A 15894-nucleotide genomic window follows, 5' to 3' on the forward strand; every position below is an offset into this window, starting at 1 on the left:
TAAGGGTTAATCGAAATCTTTATAAATATGTTTTTTCAAAGTATGGTTTATATATAAACCATAATTAGAGGTGTATTTCAATGGTAAAAAAGTCAATGAATTCTTCAGAAGCAAATTCAAAGGAATCTCTTTACACTCCGATTGGAGCGATTGTTGCGTTATTATTGATTACTCTTATTGCTGTTTATTCTACAGGGTCAAATACGAGTAATTCTTCTAGTCCTACTGGTCTAGCGATAGGTATGTCGTGCCAAGCAGATGCAGATTGCGGAAATGTAAAAGAAGTGTGTTATAGTAATGTATGTGTCAGTAAAGCATGGGTATATAAATTAAATAAAATGTCAGCTAGCGGAAAACAAAAAGCATTACAGACCTTTCAAGCAAATTATAAAAAGTCTCAGGAGAAAAAATCTCAGGAGCAGCAACCTACTCCACCAGTTCCACAACCAAGTGAACAGCCTAAAGAACAACCCTCTTCAGCAGTGCCTTCAGGTGGAAGTCCTTCAGGTGGCAGTGGTGGCAGTGGTAGTAAAAAACTTGAGTGTAATCCTAATTTTGATTATAATGGTGATGGTTGGGTTGGTAAAAAAGACAGTGATTTTCTTATTCAAATAGTTATGAAAAAACAATCATGTCCTTCAGGAAAGACCTGTGATGTTGATGGTGATGGAAACGTAAACACCAATGACCTGCAGGCATTTGTCAATGCAAACCAGAAATGTTTAGACACAGCTTTAGCTGATCCAAGTTTGGAGAAATCAGTTTGCGGCAATAACTTCCTTGAAACTGGAGAAGTATGTGATGGAACTCAATTACAACCTACTAGTTGCCCGACAGGAACAACAGGAACAGTAACTTCTTGTAAAACTGACTGTTCTGGTCCTGATACCAGTAAGTGTTTAGCTCCGCCTAAATGCACTAAAGGTCAATGGGGTGGTTCATATTATGGCACTAAAATGTGTGCGAATAATGATGATTTGTCATGGTATGCAAATATGAATACACCAGTATGCAATGATGATCCAGCAAAAGGCACCTTGGGATGTTGTCAACTGACGAGTAAATCAGTAACCTGCGATGGTAATTCATGGGTTAATGTATCGGTAAGTTCATGTACAGGTCAAGAAGTTGTCCAGAAATATGATTGCAGCAGTAAATCTCCTCAAACCTGTGGAACATTATCTAATGGCAAGATTGATTGTGTACCAGTTAAACTTAATAAATGTACTAAACTATCAAGTGGGTGGTACATATATGGTTCAAATAACTGTGGTTTCTCTCCCGAAAGTTGTAATGATGATCCATCAAAAGGCAAAGTTGGGTGCTGTACTGAAAAATTAAATTCATGGGTATGTGATGCTGCTATAAATCAAACTTTAGTATGTACTACAGCTGGTTCATATGGAAATCAGTATTGCGGCAGTACACCAGGTTCTTGTAATGATAATCCAGCAAAAGGTAAAGTTGGATGTTGCACTTTAGACTTAGTTCCTGATTCACTACATTGTGAAGGGAATATCTTAGTCAATCAAACCATAAATAGTTGTACTAATGAAAAAACAACGAATAAGCTTGACTGTACAATCCCTGAATGGAGCGGTTCTCCATCAAGAGTATGTGACACAATTGGTAGCAAACCTGGTTGTTATCAAACATGCACTGAAAAAGGTTTACCTCTTGGCTCTAGCACTAAAATTATGCTTAATACGACGCAGAGCAATGTGGCTCTACCTTTCAACCAGTATAGTTCCTACTGCTCTTTAGACGGATTAAAAATAGGAAAATGGTTATTTGTTGATGCATCAGGAAAGCTCTGTGATAAAGATGAGAAACTAAAAGGTTGTTACTTTGACACTCAGAAAGATTGGTCCGGTAAATCCTATACAAATGCCTATTATTATACTTTTAGTTGCAGTGACTCTGGTAAGGCTTACATAACAGAAACTAATAAATGGTGCGGTGATAGTGTGAATTCCTGTAATCCATCTACAGGTTGTGTAAAGAAATAATTTTTTTCTTTTTTTCTTAAATTTTATAAATAAGTAATCTCTAGGATAAGCTATGGCATCAAAGCAACCATTAGTTTCAATAGTAATTCCTTCTTACAACGCTCATAAAAAAATAGCAAGTGTTTTAGATGCTATTATCGCAAATAACTATCCACATTTAGAAGTGATAGTCATAGATGATAATTCTGCTGACCATACCTTAGAAATCGTTGAAACCTACCAGCATAAACTCTCTATTAAAATTATCAAAAAACCAAAATCAATGAAAAAAGGAGCTGCAATAAGCACAAATCTAGGGATCAAAAAAGCAAAAGGTGAGATTGTTTGTTCTATTGATAGTGATGCTGTTATTTCTAATAATTGGATTAAAGAAGTAGTTAAGCAATTCAGAACAAACAGGAAATTAGGCGCAGTTGCAGGTTATATTTATACCGGCAACAAAGAAAATCTCTGGGCTAATTTCATGGGCGCTGAATTAGAAGATCGTTATGATAACATAACCAGCGATTATGTAGAACATATTAGTACGTGTAACACTGCTTATCGGAAAAAAGCATTAGAAGAAGTTGGTTTATTTGATGAAAAATTCTATTATGGTTATGATGTTGATCTTAGCTACAAACTAAGAAAAAAAGGCTATCAGTTAAAACTGCTTAAAACAATCTCTTGTGAACATTATTGGAAAGAAACATTAGGGGGATATTTAAAACAACAATATGATGTAGCATATGCGCGTTTACAGCTTCTTAATAAATATCCGCAAAAAAAAACAGGCGACGATGTAGCAAATTGGTTTATGTTCATGCAAGTGCCTTTAACAGGATTATTTTATGCATTTTTAGGCTTAGGGCTGCTTTTCTATCTAACATTTGGAGCAACTACTTCAAGCATACTTATGAAAATCAGCCTTATTCCTCTTGCATTTCTCATGTTATTAGAAATACCTCAAACATTAAGAATCCTTATTAAGCGTGAAGACGTATCATTTATACTATTTCCTCTATTTATTCTTCTTAGAAACACTGCGTGGTGTTACGCAGCAGCAAGGTATGTGATGAAGCTAGTATTTTAGGTACGTAATAAGTCTGGGGTTTTAGCGCCTACTTTTGTGAAGCTTTTCTATCTTTACGTTGAGGATTTTTCGGAGTTCCAGAGAGAAAAATCCAATATTTAAATCACTTTGGAGCTGAACCGGCGCTAAAACCATAGAAGACTTATTACGTACTAATTTGTGGACAATACTTTATTCATGATACCTCCCTTATATCATCGAAGAATATGACCTTATCCATGTAATTATTTAATATTATTAATGGCTATAAAGTTGATTTTATCAATTTTAAACGCTTATAACCTAAATCTAAATATTTAAATAACTATGCTGTTTTATGCCTTAAAACAAAGGTGATCAATATGGTTAAAAAGGTTATATTTGCCGTTGCTCCTAATATTGAGGGGAGGCGTCCTGAACGCTCATTTGGCTGTTCATTTACTAACTATCCTATGCCAAATCTGGGGTTATTAACGGTAGCTGCTCTTCTGGATAAAGAAGGACATAATGTTGAAATTATTGACGATCCTAATTATACCTGGAGTGAATTCTATGAAAAGCTCTTTGAGCAAAAAGCAGATTATTATATTTTTCACACGCCTATTTTAGCAACAAATATTGATTTAGGAATTGCCAAAAAATTATTAGAGCAGATTCCTTCAGCAGGTATCATTTTTTTTGGTCCGCACCCAACTTATACGCCAGAAAAATTCCTTTTTGATGAGCGTGTTGTTATTGCGCGAGGCGAAGCAGATTATATTATTCGCGATCTTGTTGCAGGTAGACCAATCGAAGAAGTCAAAGGAATAAGTTATCTTAAGGAAGGCAAACTGCTTGAAAACGAAACAGCAGGTATCATCAAAGACATAGATCAGCTGCCAATTCCTGCTCGGTGGTTGGATAAGCATGGATATGCAAACCCTAAAATGAGTGGTAAAAAATATACTAATATTTTAACAACGCGTGGTTGCGCATATCAATGCTATTATTGTGTTCCTAATTCAGTAAGCTGGGCAAGGGAATTAGAATGGAAGCGGTTTAACAAAGGCAAGCCTCCAGTAACAAAACGCTCTCCTGAAGCAGTGCTTGAAGAAGTAAAGCAATTAGTTGCTCAAGGATATCAAGAATTTTCATTTATTGATGATCAGTTTGTCTGGGAAAAAGAAAGAACATTGAAAATGCTCAATGGCTTAAAACAACTTAACATCAAATATGGTGTTCTTGCAAGAGCTGATCGCTTATGTGATGAAGATATTGTAAAAGCAATGGCTGAAAGTGGTTGTCAATATATTGACATAGGTGTTGAAAGTTTTGATCAAGAAGTGCTTAATTATATTAAAAAAGGGATGCGCGTAGAATCTATCTACAAAGCAATAGAGTTATTGAATAAATATAACATTACGCCCAAAGTCAATATTATGTTTGGAACTTCCCCTAATGAAACTAAGGAATCAATCATAGCAACGATAAAAAAGACCAAAGCATTGCCGATTGATTACTGTATGTTTTCGATTGCAACGCCTTTTCCAGGAACGGAATTTGAAAAGCATTGTGAAGAAAAAGGTTGGCTTACAGAAAATGCAAAAGACGAGCGCATTTACGAAAATCTTAATCCAGCAAAGCGTTCATTGATCAAGCATCAATATTTAACACCGGAAGATTTAGAAAGGTTAACAAAACAAGCAAACCGCGAATTTTATTTAAGGCCAAGTGTTATTGTCAAGCAGATCAGAAAAACTAAAACAATTAAAGGCTTCAAAGAAGGAGCAAAAACCTTACTTAAACTAATCAAATAAACATAGAGATTGTATATAATCAGTAGTATTACTCGTAGCTTATGGGATAACTTGAAGGAGAGAAAAAATAATATTGGCGCAAACGGCATGTATCATGCCGAGCTTTTACCGCAGTAAAAGCGGTTTGCCTGCCAATAATATTATTTTTTTCTCCAACATATATTGCGCATGATATATCCAATATAACAATATAAAACGGTGGAATGATGTCAGTTACTTTAGGCAAGAAAAACATTGCTGTTGAAACAGTAAGAAGGCTGCTGTATCTAGTTCCAGAACTTCCTTCCTATGTTCAAATTGAAATTACGAATGACTGTAATCTGTCATGCAAAATGTGCCCGAGGGAAGTGCTGAATGTTAAATTTGTCAGCATGCCGCTCGAAAAATATAAATTATATATTGATAAAATTGCAGCAGTTGGTGTTGAACAGATTTCTTTAACAGGCTGGGGCGAACCATTAGTGCATCCACATTTGATTGAATGTTTAAGTTATGCAAAATCAAAAGGATTAATCACTAAATTTACGACGAATGGAGTTCTTATCAGGAAGGATGTTGTCGAGCCGATTATTGCTACGGGTGTTGATGAAATTACTTTTTCTATAGATTCTATTAATATGGATCCAAAAAATGACTGGGCGCATTTGAATAAAGTGGCTTTAAAAAGAATTGAGGATTTCATCAGGTTGCGAAAAGAGAAAAATCAGCAGAATCCTAAAATTATTCTGCAAACCATGCTCCAGAAAAATCATAGTGAAGATATATTTGACGTAATCAAATGGGCAGGAAAAACTGGCTGTGATGCAGTTAATCTTGGCAGATTAAACCTTAGTTTTGATCCAAACCTTGATCGGCCTAATCTGGAAGAAGAAAAGTTTATATTGGATAAAGCAGAATCACTAGGAACAGAATATAACATTCAGGTTGATTGTGTGCAAGGAGGGATGTTTTCAGGTATTGCGCGATTTGCTTACAAAAAATTAAAAAAATATTTGCATCGCGGTGGAAAAACATGCCTTAAAACTTATGATTATTGTTATATTAATGTTCATGGAAAAGTGACTCCTTGTTGCTTGCTCCCGAACACTGAAATGGGAGATTTAAATACAGGAGAGTTACATGATATATGGAATAATGATGCATTTAAATCATTCAGAGAACATGAAACAGCTTTTTGTGGAAGCTGTGATGTGATGAGAGTTGATATGCTTGAACAAAAGAAAGAGCAGCAAAATGCCCAAAAAGCAGTTGAAGAAGGAAAATTGTACGGTATCCGTCGTAGTTCCCACGTATAATGAACGTAAAAATATAGTTCTTTTAGTTGACGAGTTATCTCAAATTTACAATAAGCATTTGTATGCTTATTGTAAATTTGAGATAATTATTGTTGATGATAATTCCCCTGATGGTACTGGTAAAGTCATTGATGATTTAGCAAAAAAATATCAGGGTAAAAAATACCGTGTTATTGCTCTTCATCGTCAAGGAAAGCTAGGATTAGGAACTGCAGTTGTTGCAGGTTTTAAACAAGCAAAAGGCTCAATAGTTGGTGTTATGGACGCAGATCTAAGCCATCCTCCTGAAATTATTCCCAATATGATTGAACCCATTCTAAAAGGCAAAGCAGAACTTACGGTGGGAAGTAGGTACGTTCAAGGCGGCGGTGTAGAAGTCTGGCCTTGGCATAGAAAATTAATGAGCAGAATTGCAACATTGTTGGCAAGTCCTTTAACTAAAATCCATGATCCGATGTCTGGATTGTTTTTCATTAAAAAAGATCTTCTTAAAGGAATAGACTTAGGAACTGAAGGTTATAAGATAGGTTTAGAAATATTTGTAAAAACAAATTATAAAACTTTTGAAGAAGTGCCCTATCTCTTCAGGAATCGAGAATTTGGTCAAAGTAAGTTAAATACTAAAGAAAATATGCGTTATCTTCAGGAATTAGGCAGATTATATTGGTATAAACGGCTCCGGTGAAAATGTAGTTTTTGGCATCTCTTTGTGAGGTTCTTTAATTTCATAAGTGAGGATTTTTCAGAGTGCCAGAGAGAAAAATCCAATAAAATAAATCCATCAAAAGCCGAACTGATGCCAAAACCGAGGCTATGCCGAGATTTTCACCAGAGCCTATAAACTAAAAAGTATATAAATAAGTGATAATGAGACATATCTATGGATGTTAAGAAGAACATGAAAGAATGGTTTGCTATAGACAAGCATACATTGCTATTTATCTTAATCCTGCTTCTTTTTATTGGCTCAAATGCTTATTTTCTTAACAATCAATTTGCTTACAATGAGAGAAAACATGCGCAAGTGGCATTAGATGTTTTTTCAGAAGATAAAACTCATATAAATTATTTTTATGAATCAAGCGCTTCTCCTCATACTAGTTTCATTCCTATTGCTTTCATCAAAGGAATATTCAAAAATGATTTGGTAGTTGCCTCAAGAACCTATATATTTACTATAAGCATTTTATTTCTTATGATAGTGGTTCTTTTTGTGAGTAAAATACTTAACCCAAAAACTGCCCTTCTTGCAATGCTCTTACTAGCTGTTCATCCGATGTTTATGGTTTATGGGAAGTATGTTGTTGCTGATGTTCCTTTTGTATTTTTTGCAACACTTGCGTTAGTACTTTTCTATCTCGGTCGTGAACAGCAAAAAGACAAGCTTGTTTGGAAATACGATATCTTCGGAGTGCTTTGTTTAGGAATTGCATTTCTTATCAAGTACAATGCTATTATCCTTTATCCAATTATAGGCATATATCTTTTCATCCTTCTTAAATGTACCTGGTCAGATATAAGAACATGGAATAGAGAGAAACTATATCCTCTGATAAAAATATCATTGTTTTATGGGTTAATCTCTGTTGCCATGGTGCTTCCCATGATAATCTGGATAAAAACAAAATATGGCAGTCTTATTCCAGCAAAATGGCATGATTCATTATTTTATGAAGCATGGAAATATAGTATTCCCCAGTTTTCATCGTATTTGTTATGGTTGGGATTATTTGCTGGTGTAGTCTCATTATTTCTCTTGGTTGATCTTTATCACCGCATAGTCAAATTATCTTTTTTTAAGAGTGAGAAAAATAAGAAAAATCTTATCATTGCATTTATTGGTCTGCTGGTATTGCATTCAGTATTATTTTACGTTGTCCACACACAATTAAATCCTCTTGGTATCCGGGGGGAAATGAATCTTGGTTGGCTTGAGAAATATATCCCTGTAACTTATTTGACCATAGGATTTTATTTCATTCTTTTATTAGGGGAATTGTTATTTATTAATTTCCTTATGATAATAGTCCATGAGAAAAATAACTTTAATAGATTTCTCTCGTTATGGATCGTGGTGTCCATGGTTGTTATGTCATTTACAAGACCAGCAAATCGTTATATGATGATTATCTTTTTTCCCTTAGTAACCTATACAGCTCAGGTTGTTAATCGTTATTACCAAAAAAAATACAATGCCATCATCAATAAAAAGGTAGTTATAACCCTCGTTGTCCTGCACGTCATCATATTTCTTGCTCTTGGGGTGTTATCAAATATCTACCTGAGAAAATTAGGGATAGAAATGCTGCCTAAAGTAACAGTTTCTTTGGATGCTTTAAGTTAAATTATTTATTTAATAATTTATTTTCTAGAATTAATCATCTTAATAATAAATGCCATGCCTCTCCAATAGTGGATAAAGCGTTTAATAGTAAAATATTTTTTAAATAACTGAACCCATTTCTGAGGTGTCATAACATGAACATGTGTTTCATGCCATTGTCCTCCAAAGGTTCTCTCCCAAAACCACCAGAATGTTTTCTGAAACCAGGAATCAGTTGGCGATGACATAATAAAAATACCGTTTTTTTTCAAACACCGTTTTACTTCAGAGATTGCTTTTTCAGGTTCATCAATATGCTCGAAAATTTCCATGGCAACAATGACGTCAAAGTGATTATCTTTGAAAGGCATCTGATAAATGCTTCCTTGGTTAAAGGGAAAATCAATAGTCATGTCAGTTCGGATATCTAATCCTTGCGCATGAAATCCTTTTTTTGTAATAAACTTAACAAAACTGCCGTCTTCCATGCTGTCGCAGGGTCTTCCGCAGCCAATATCCAATAAAACAGGGTGATTATGTTCTTTGCTTTCTTTAATAAGATTATAAACAATTCCATAACGAGTATAATGGACATGTTCTCTCACTTTGTCAACAAAAGAAATAAAACGCAGTTTAAGAATGGTTAAAGGATAATTTACAATCACAGCCCAGGTTCCTTTAGATTCACCATAAACTCTATTTCTAAAAACAATAGGAATTTCCTTTATGCGTAATTTTCGTTGTCGTGCTCTAAATAATAACTCTGCGCCAATCGAATATTCTTTTGAAATAAGATAATTAAGATTTATTTTTTGAAGAGCAGATCTACGATAACACTTAAATCCTCCTGTATTATCCTTAACAGGAAGTCCTAAAAGAATTCGATTATAGATATTTGCGACAGAGCTGATAAAGCGATGAAACATAGTGCATCGCAGTTGTTTGCCGCCAGGAACATTTCTGCTTCCAACAACAATATCGCAGTTTTTTATAGCTTCAAGCATACGAGGAATATCTTTTGGATCATGGGAGAAATCAGCATCCATCTCAATAATACAATCAACATCCTGTTTAAGGCAAAATTTAAAGCCGTCAATCCCTGCAGAACCTCTTCCTCGTTTTTTCCGGTGAATAACAAAAATTCTTCCGGTATGTTTTTTTGCTAAGTCATCTGCAAGTTGCCCGGTGCCATCAGGACTGGAATCATCTACTATCACAATACCAAGGTGTTCATTCTGAGCAAGAATTTGAGGAACAATGTTCTCTATATTTTCGCGTTCATTATAGGTTGGCAGCATGACTAAGGTTCTTGCAGAAAAAACTGTTTGTTGTTTTCTTTTGGTAGAAATTATATCTTTAGTTTTTTTTACCGTTGTTGCCATCTATTTTTGGCAAAGGGGTATCATTTATAAATCTTGTTTCGGTATGGGCTTCACAGCCCATACTAGAACAAGATTTATAAAATAACTACTTATTCTAAGTAACGGGTGAGGTAGCGATAATCATGAGCAATATATTTACTAAAATCATACGTTCACGAGCGCCAGTCCGGCTGAGTTTTGGCGGTGGCGGAACAGATTTATCTCCATACACTGAAGAAAAAGGCGGAGCTGTCATTAGTACAACGATCAATAAATATGTCTATGGCACGTTGATTCCTAAACAAGATAAATCAATTAAAATAATCTCAACAGACTATAAAAAAACATATACTTTTGCAGATATTAACAACATTGAATATAATGGTGATTTGGATTTAATTAAGGCAGTGATCAAATTAATGAAGCCTGATTTTGGTTTTGAGCTTTTTTTAAGATCTGACGTTCCGCCAAATACAGGGCTTGGTTCATCAGGAAGCGTTGCAGTAGCAATGATTGGGTTGTTTAATCATCTCAGAACAAAGGATAAATTAAATAGTTATGAAATTGCTGAATTAGCATTTAAAGTTGAAAACGAAGAAATAAAAAACAAAGGCGGCAGGCAGGATCAATATGCTGCAGCATTTGGCGGGTTTAACTTTATAGAATTTAAAGGCAATAATTTTGTCAGAGTTTCACCAGTTAAAATTCCTCATCATTCATTGCTTGAATTGGAAAAACATATCGTGCTTGCTTTCGTAGGAAAAAGGCTGGCATCAGGTGGTATGCAGGAATTACTGATGAAAGAACAGCAATCGCATTTAAAAGAAGAAAAACAGCGTCATCTTGATGCGATTAAACAGGCAGCGTATGATATGTATCATGCATTAATGTCAGGAAAATTAGATGAGTTTGGAAGATTGCTAGCTAAAGGTTGGGAAGAAAAAAAACTGCTCACTCCTCAAGCCACAAATTCGCATATTGATGAATTATATGACGTAGGAATCAAACATGGCGCTTTAGGCGCAAAAATCACTGGTGCAGGTTCAGGCGGTTGCATGATGTTTTACTGCAAATCAAACACTGAACAGATTGTAGCAAATAAATTAGAAGAAGCAGGTGCAAAAGTCGTTGATTTCAGCTTTGAAACTTCAGGTTTGCAAACATGGGAATTAAATCGTGAAGATAGGGAAATTACTGAATATGGTTAGGTTATAGGCTCTGCTCCGAATGTATTGCGTAGCAATACATTCGGAGCAGAGCCTAATTATAATAAACTTTAATAATAACACAGAAAACATACTCACTATGGACTCATCAAAAATGCAATCAATTATTGGAGAGCGAATTAAGCAGAGTATTGCTGTCAAACAAGCAGTTTTAGATAAACTTGTTCCTCAGATTGAGCAGCTTACAACGAAAGTTATAGAGAGTTATAAAAAAGGTGGCAAATTAATTTTATTTGGCAATGGCGGCAGTGCATCAGATGCTCAGCACATTGTTGCAGAACTTGTCAATAAGCAATATTTTGACCGGCCAATGCTGGATGCGATAGCATTAAATGTTAATACTTCAGTTATCACTGCCATTGGCAATGACAGCAGTTATGATTATGTTTTTTCCCGGCAGATCGAATCATTAGTGAAACCAAATGATGTACTGATCGCAATTACTACTTCAGGTAATTCCATTAATATTATTAACGCTGTCAAAAAAGCATGCGAGAAAGGGATTTACACCGTGTTGTGGACAGGATTAACTGGTGGAAAGCTTGTTGCAGAGCATAAAGATAAACTAAATCTGATTATTAATGTTCCCTCTCAAGACACTGCTCGTATACAGGAAAGCCATATTATGGTTGGTCATATCATGTGCGAATTAATTGAAAAAGAATTGTTTAAAGAATATATCGGTAGTGACTATAAGGTCACTTGAGGGTACTATTATGTCTAATACAGTTTACTTAACAGCGAGTACTAATGCGATTGATGCTTTTCTTTACCGAAAAAGCGATGGTATTGAAGCTAAAATCAGCAGAGGTGGAATTGACCGTAGGAATGTTGTTGTTATTGGTGATGGTGATAATGACTTAGATATGTTTGTCATACCTCAAGTTTTTTCACGTGGGTGTCCTAGAAATGCTTTGGATTCAGTAAAAGAGGTTGTTCGTCAGCTTGGAGGACATGTGTCTCAATATCCTGTAATGGATGGTTTTTTTGATATTGTTGCTGATGTAAAAATGCACGCACAGCAACAAGGATATAATTCACGCGATCTTGTTGTGTTTACTGATAGAGATGGGGTTCTAACAGCAAAAAGAAATTATAGTGAAGGTGATAGATTTGCAGATTTTATTAAGGGTAGTGGCATAGATCAACCAAGAACGTATATACTAACGGGATCTTCAGTAGCGCAAAATAAAGACTCTGGTTTTATGGCAGCATATGGTTTAACACCTGAGAATTTGCGTGATAACTATTTTATTCAACAAGATCCTTATCTAATTGGTTGTGAGAATGGCACGCTTTGGATAAATGTTCTTGACGACAACGATGTAAGAAGTGTTGTTGATAAATTACATCCTGATACTTTAAGAAAGTTAATGCAAGATTTTAAAGAAGAAGTATTAGATAAATTACAAAAACAAGTATTGCCGGTGATGGATTTAACTTTTATTGAAAAATATGGATCACGGAGAAATCCTCGAGGTGTTTATTGTTCACCAAAGCAGTCAATGGTGACATTAAATATTCCACATGCTATAAGGGGAACAGATCAAGAAAAAGAGTATGTATCGAGAGTATTAGACGTTATGCAGGAAGTTGCGAAACAAGTAGGTTTACAAGTAGATTTATTAGCATCCACGGTTAAACAATATTCATAAACTTAATTACAGCAGAGGTAAAGATTATGCAACTCTTAATCAACACTGGCGGCAAAGGAACACGATTATATCCATTGACTATTGATCTGCCAAAACCAATGCTGCCGATTGAAGGCAAACCAGTCCTCGAGCATTTAGTAGCATGGGCAAAAAAATATGGGGTAACAGAGATTGTTATGCTGAATGGTTTTAAACATGAAATGATTGAAGAGTATTTTGGCGATGGACAAAAATTTGGGATAAAAATCAAGCATTCCAATGAACCAAAACCTCTTGGCAGCGGTGGGCCATTAAAATATGCGTATGATCAGGGATTAATCAGCAAAAAAGAACCAGTTATTTTTATTTCAGGCGATGTTATTTGCCATGTTAATTTAACGAAGATGATGGAGTTTCATAAAAAGCATCATGCAGTTCTCACTATTCTTATCCATAAATCTGATCATCCTGAAGACAGCGATTTAATTCAAATAGATCAAAATGCACGAGTTACCAGTATGATTAAAAAAGGAACTTTGCAGCCAAATCAGAAATTCCAAAATCTAACCAATGCAGGTTTAACGATACTTGAACCAAAAGTATTTGAATATTTGACTGATGAAGTATTCACGTATGAACATTATGTCTATCCTAAATTAATCAAGGCAGGAGAATCAGTATATGGTTATGATACTGATGAATATATCAAAGACATGGGAACTCCGCAACGTTTGGAAAAGGTAACCAAATACTTGCAGGAATTACAGGATAAAGAAATGGAGAGAGAAGAGAAATAAGTAATATATTGTTCACACGATCATTAATAGTAAAGAAAAAATGAGAATAAATATAAACGAGAAACATACTCTCTTCCTGTATACATTTAGTTGTATAGATTTACAAAATTATATCACATAAAAATACAATAGGTGGTAGTAATGTCTGAAGAAAATAAAACAGTTTTACAAATACAAAACACACAATCCGCATTAGATGTTGTATTTCAAGGAGTTACCATTGACAGGCAAGTCCCAGATCATATAATTACAACAGGAGTTACGCTTGATCAAGTGCTACTCATAGATAAAACAGCAGGTGCATTAACTGAAAGAATTCTTCGTGAAGGAGGATATGTTGCATTTCCAAGCCACGCAGCAACAACTGTATCAAATGAGCTTCTTCAACAGTATGGAGATAGAATCATGCTAAGCGAACATCCCTATGCTAAGGGAACTCGTCAAATTTTAGAAACTCATCCTGAAATTAAAAGTGGAAGAATACAAAGAGTTCTGCTTCACACCGGAGCAGCATACGAAAGAGGAAATATGGCAGACCAAGATATAGATATTCGAGGAATAGCTATCTTTGTTTCTAATGAAGATCTTCCTGATCAACCATATGTTAGAATGGTAACGGGTAGGTCAGCTGATCAGATGCTGGTTAGACCTTATGCAGCTGCAGAAGAGGATCCAGCAGATAGACTTGATCAAGGAATGCTTAGTTCTTTTGGAATGCTTCTGTATACAAATAAGGAAGGACAACAACTGCCAAATTATCTTGAAGACGGCGCTGTCCTTCTTAGGAAAGCAAAAGAAGGAAGAGATAATTCTGAAGTAGAAACTGAATTAAATCTACTTCAAGGTGTTGATGGACAAGTAATGACCGGGTTAATTCAAAGATTAAATTCGATGCTTACTGGATTGAATGAACAATATGCAGCATTTACTGACAATGGCAAAGATCCATTTTATATTCCAGTAGGAAAACAAACACGATTTACGTTGAATTTACCTAAAGCACTTCGTAATGATCCTAAAAGAGCTGAAGTTGAAGCAGAAATTATTAAGCATATTACAAAATATGCAACTAATCAAGGAGCTGCAGTAACTGACAAGAGAACATATCAAGTAAGATAAATAAATCAATTAATAAAGTAATTCAACTACATTATCATGAACAAATTAACCAAGTCAATTTTCATAGATAGGGATGGAGTTATTAATGAAGATGTTGGCTTTGCCCATAAAAATCATGAGCTTGTATTTATTCCCCGTTCCTTGCAGGCATTAAAACTTCTTGCAGCGTCAGATTACAAAATATTTATTGTTACCAATCAGCCGGTTATAGGAAGAGGTATGTGCAGTGAAGAAGAATACTTAGAATTTGAAAAATACCTTCTAAAACAGATCAAAGACGCAGGCGGCAGAATCGATAAATGCTATTATTGCCCTCATCATCCAACAGCAGGCAAAGGGAAATACCTTCTTGATTGCAGTTGTCGCAAGCCAAAACCGGGTTTGCTACTCCAAGCAAAGAAGGAATTTAATATTGATATGCAGCATAGTTTTATGATCGGTGACAAACGCAGCGACATAGCAGCAGGAAAAGCAGCTGGTTGTAAAACCATCCTTGTTAAAACAGGTCATGCTGGAGAAGGCGGCAATACTGAACAAAAAATTACACCAGATTATATTGTTGATGATTTATACGCAGCCATACACAAAATAACTTTATAAATAATAACAACATAACAATATTATGAGCGGTAATAAAGGTTTGTTAGGAGAGTTATGGGATTTTCTTAAAATAAGGAAAATGTGGTGGCTTGCGCCTATTATAATTATGTTGATATTAGTAGGTATCTTAATAATTTTTAGCCAAAGCAGTGCAATTTCTCCCTTTCTTTATGCATTATTTTAAAATAACAGGTTAAACTTTATAAACCTGTTATTTGTTTCAGGCAGTATGGAGTTTGAATCAACAGATGCCTATGAAAAAACAGGAATGTATCTTGGTTTTCTGGTAAGTTATCTTATCTTTACTACCATTCTTTATGGACTATTATATTTTCTTAAAAAACTCCCCTTATCATGGTCTTTTGTTCATATCGGAAGCATAACCTTGGTAATTGCAAGTGTAGGGTTAATCATACGGTGGTTGTTAAAATGAGCAATTTTAAATTATTTTTTAGAGGTTTTAAAAAAGGTACAACATTGTTTGGCTATACTATCGCAGGAATAGTAAATACTCTATTGTTGATGATAGCCTATGTTCTTGGAGTAGGTATAACTTCTATTATTGCAAAGATCTGTAAAAAGCATTTTTTAGAATTAAAACTTAACAAACAGGCAAAAACATATTGGCAGGATTTGAATCTTAAAACAAGCTCTCGTGAGGAATATGTAAGGCAATTTTAAAG

At 34.9% G+C, this 15894-nt stretch carries 16 protein-coding genes; 15 read left to right on the plus strand and 1 reads right to left on the minus strand.

Annotated features, from left to right (window positions below):
- Positions 1–80: 80 nt before the first annotated feature.
- The 6 genes from HYY69_05175 (at position 81) to HYY69_05200 (ending at position 8495) form a co-directional block, all read left to right on the plus strand.
- Positions 81–2009: a hypothetical protein gene (locus tag HYY69_05175; protein ID MBI3032843.1), complete on the plus strand. Its 1929-nt coding sequence runs from the start codon at positions 81–83 to the stop codon at positions 2007–2009.
- Between the two features lie 52 nt (positions 2010–2061).
- Positions 2062–3081, plus strand: a complete 1020-nt coding sequence (locus HYY69_05180; protein ID MBI3032844.1) for a glycosyltransferase — start codon at positions 2062–2064, stop codon at positions 3079–3081.
- A 341-nt stretch (positions 3082–3422) separates the two neighbouring features.
- Positions 3423–4856, plus strand: coding sequence for a radical SAM protein (locus HYY69_05185; GenBank protein ID MBI3032845.1), 1434 nt, complete (start codon positions 3423–3425; stop codon positions 4854–4856).
- A 203-nt stretch (positions 4857–5059) separates the two neighbouring features.
- Positions 5060–6151: a radical SAM protein gene (locus tag HYY69_05190; GenBank protein ID MBI3032846.1), complete on the plus strand. Its 1092-nt coding sequence runs from the start codon at positions 5060–5062 to the stop codon at positions 6149–6151.
- Positions 6090–6836 carry a polyprenol monophosphomannose synthase gene (locus HYY69_05195; GenBank protein ID MBI3032847.1) on the plus strand — a complete coding sequence of 249 codons (747 nt, stop codon included), beginning with the start codon at positions 6090–6092 and terminating at the stop codon, positions 6834–6836. Before HYY69_05190 ends, HYY69_05195 begins: the two co-directional genes overlap by 62 nt.
- Before the next feature lie 195 nt (positions 6837–7031).
- Positions 7032–8495 carry a glycosyltransferase family 39 protein gene (locus HYY69_05200; GenBank protein ID MBI3032848.1) on the plus strand — a complete coding sequence of 488 codons (1464 nt, stop codon included), beginning with the start codon at positions 7032–7034 and terminating at the stop codon, positions 8493–8495.
- Between the two features lie 17 nt (positions 8496–8512).
- Here the strand turns inward: HYY69_05200 and HYY69_05205 are convergent, their stop codons facing one another.
- Complete coding sequence (locus tag HYY69_05205; protein MBI3032849.1) at positions 8513–9856, minus strand: glycosyltransferase; 1344 nt, start codon at positions 9854–9856, stop codon at positions 8513–8515.
- A gap of 122 nt (positions 9857–9978) precedes the next feature.
- Between HYY69_05205 and HYY69_05210 the strand changes: the two genes are divergently transcribed.
- The 9 genes from HYY69_05210 (at position 9979) to HYY69_05250 (ending at position 15892) form a co-directional block, all read left to right on the plus strand.
- Positions 9979–11043 carry a GHMP kinase gene (locus HYY69_05210; GenBank protein ID MBI3032850.1) on the plus strand — a complete coding sequence of 355 codons (1065 nt, stop codon included), beginning with the start codon at positions 9979–9981 and terminating at the stop codon, positions 11041–11043.
- A gap of 112 nt (positions 11044–11155) precedes the next feature.
- On the plus strand, positions 11156–11767 hold the full coding sequence (locus tag HYY69_05215; GenBank protein MBI3032851.1) for an SIS domain-containing protein: 612 nt from the start codon (positions 11156–11158) through the stop codon (positions 11765–11767).
- 10 nt (positions 11768–11777) lie between these two features.
- Entirely contained in the window at positions 11778–12716 is a 939-nt protein-coding gene (locus HYY69_05220) for an HAD hydrolase family protein (GenBank protein MBI3032852.1), read from the plus strand.
- 26 nt (positions 12717–12742) lie between these two features.
- Positions 12743–13492, plus strand: a complete 750-nt coding sequence (locus HYY69_05225; GenBank protein MBI3032853.1) for a nucleotidyltransferase family protein — start codon at positions 12743–12745, stop codon at positions 13490–13492.
- 141 nt (positions 13493–13633) lie between these two features.
- Positions 13634–14611, plus strand: coding sequence for a hypothetical protein (locus tag HYY69_05230; GenBank protein MBI3032854.1), 978 nt, complete (start codon positions 13634–13636; stop codon positions 14609–14611).
- Positions 14612–14647: 36 nt separating this feature from the next.
- Positions 14648–15211 (plus strand): D-glycero-beta-D-manno-heptose 1,7-bisphosphate 7-phosphatase, encoded by a 564-nt coding sequence (gmhB, locus tag HYY69_05235; protein ID MBI3032855.1) that lies wholly within the window; start codon positions 14648–14650, stop codon positions 15209–15211.
- Between the two features lie 22 nt (positions 15212–15233).
- Positions 15234–15395, plus strand: a complete 162-nt coding sequence (locus HYY69_05240; protein ID MBI3032856.1) for a hypothetical protein — start codon at positions 15234–15236, stop codon at positions 15393–15395.
- A 45-nt stretch (positions 15396–15440) separates the two neighbouring features.
- Positions 15441–15644, plus strand: a complete 204-nt coding sequence (locus HYY69_05245) for a hypothetical protein (protein ID MBI3032857.1) — start codon at positions 15441–15443, stop codon at positions 15642–15644.
- Complete coding sequence (locus HYY69_05250) at positions 15641–15892, plus strand: hypothetical protein (protein MBI3032858.1); 252 nt, start codon at positions 15641–15643, stop codon at positions 15890–15892. The genes HYY69_05245 and HYY69_05250 overlap by 4 nt, the downstream gene beginning before the upstream one ends.
- The last annotated feature ends 2 nt before the right edge of the window (positions 15893–15894 follow it).

This window comes from Candidatus Woesearchaeota archaeon (assembly GCA_016192995.1).
Lineage (GTDB): Archaea > Nanobdellota > Nanobdellia > Woesearchaeales > DSVV01 > JACPTB01.

Coding starts and splice junctions, on each gene's coding strand:
- HYY69_05250 (MBI3032858.1), top strand. CDS start 15,641: ATGAGCAATTTTAAATTATTTTTTAGAGGTTTTAAAAAAGGTACAACA.
- HYY69_05205 (MBI3032849.1), bottom strand. CDS start 9,856: ATGGCAACAACGGTAAAAAAAACTAAAGATATAATTTCTACCAAAAGA.
- gmhB (MBI3032855.1), top strand. CDS start 14,648: ATGAACAAATTAACCAAGTCAATTTTCATAGATAGGGATGGAGTTATT.
- HYY69_05225 (MBI3032853.1), top strand. CDS start 12,743: ATGCAACTCTTAATCAACACTGGCGGCAAAGGAACACGATTATATCCA.
- HYY69_05220 (MBI3032852.1), top strand. CDS start 11,778: ATGTCTAATACAGTTTACTTAACAGCGAGTACTAATGCGATTGATGCT.
- HYY69_05200 (MBI3032848.1), top strand. CDS start 7,032: ATGGATGTTAAGAAGAACATGAAAGAATGGTTTGCTATAGACAAGCAT.
- HYY69_05185 (MBI3032845.1), top strand. CDS start 3,423: ATGGTTAAAAAGGTTATATTTGCCGTTGCTCCTAATATTGAGGGGAGG.
- HYY69_05240 (MBI3032856.1), top strand. CDS start 15,234: ATGAGCGGTAATAAAGGTTTGTTAGGAGAGTTATGGGATTTTCTTAAA.
- HYY69_05210 (MBI3032850.1), top strand. CDS start 9,979: ATGAGCAATATATTTACTAAAATCATACGTTCACGAGCGCCAGTCCGG.
- HYY69_05190 (MBI3032846.1), top strand. CDS start 5,060: ATGATGTCAGTTACTTTAGGCAAGAAAAACATTGCTGTTGAAACAGTA.
- HYY69_05230 (MBI3032854.1), top strand. CDS start 13,634: ATGTCTGAAGAAAATAAAACAGTTTTACAAATACAAAACACACAATCC.
- HYY69_05195 (MBI3032847.1), top strand. CDS start 6,090: ATGCCCAAAAAGCAGTTGAAGAAGGAAAATTGTACGGTATCCGTCGTA.
- HYY69_05245 (MBI3032857.1), top strand. CDS start 15,441: ATGGAGTTTGAATCAACAGATGCCTATGAAAAAACAGGAATGTATCTT.
- HYY69_05175 (MBI3032843.1), top strand. CDS start 81: ATGGTAAAAAAGTCAATGAATTCTTCAGAAGCAAATTCAAAGGAATCT.
- HYY69_05180 (MBI3032844.1), top strand. CDS start 2,062: ATGGCATCAAAGCAACCATTAGTTTCAATAGTAATTCCTTCTTACAAC.
- HYY69_05215 (MBI3032851.1), top strand. CDS start 11,156: ATGCAATCAATTATTGGAGAGCGAATTAAGCAGAGTATTGCTGTCAAA.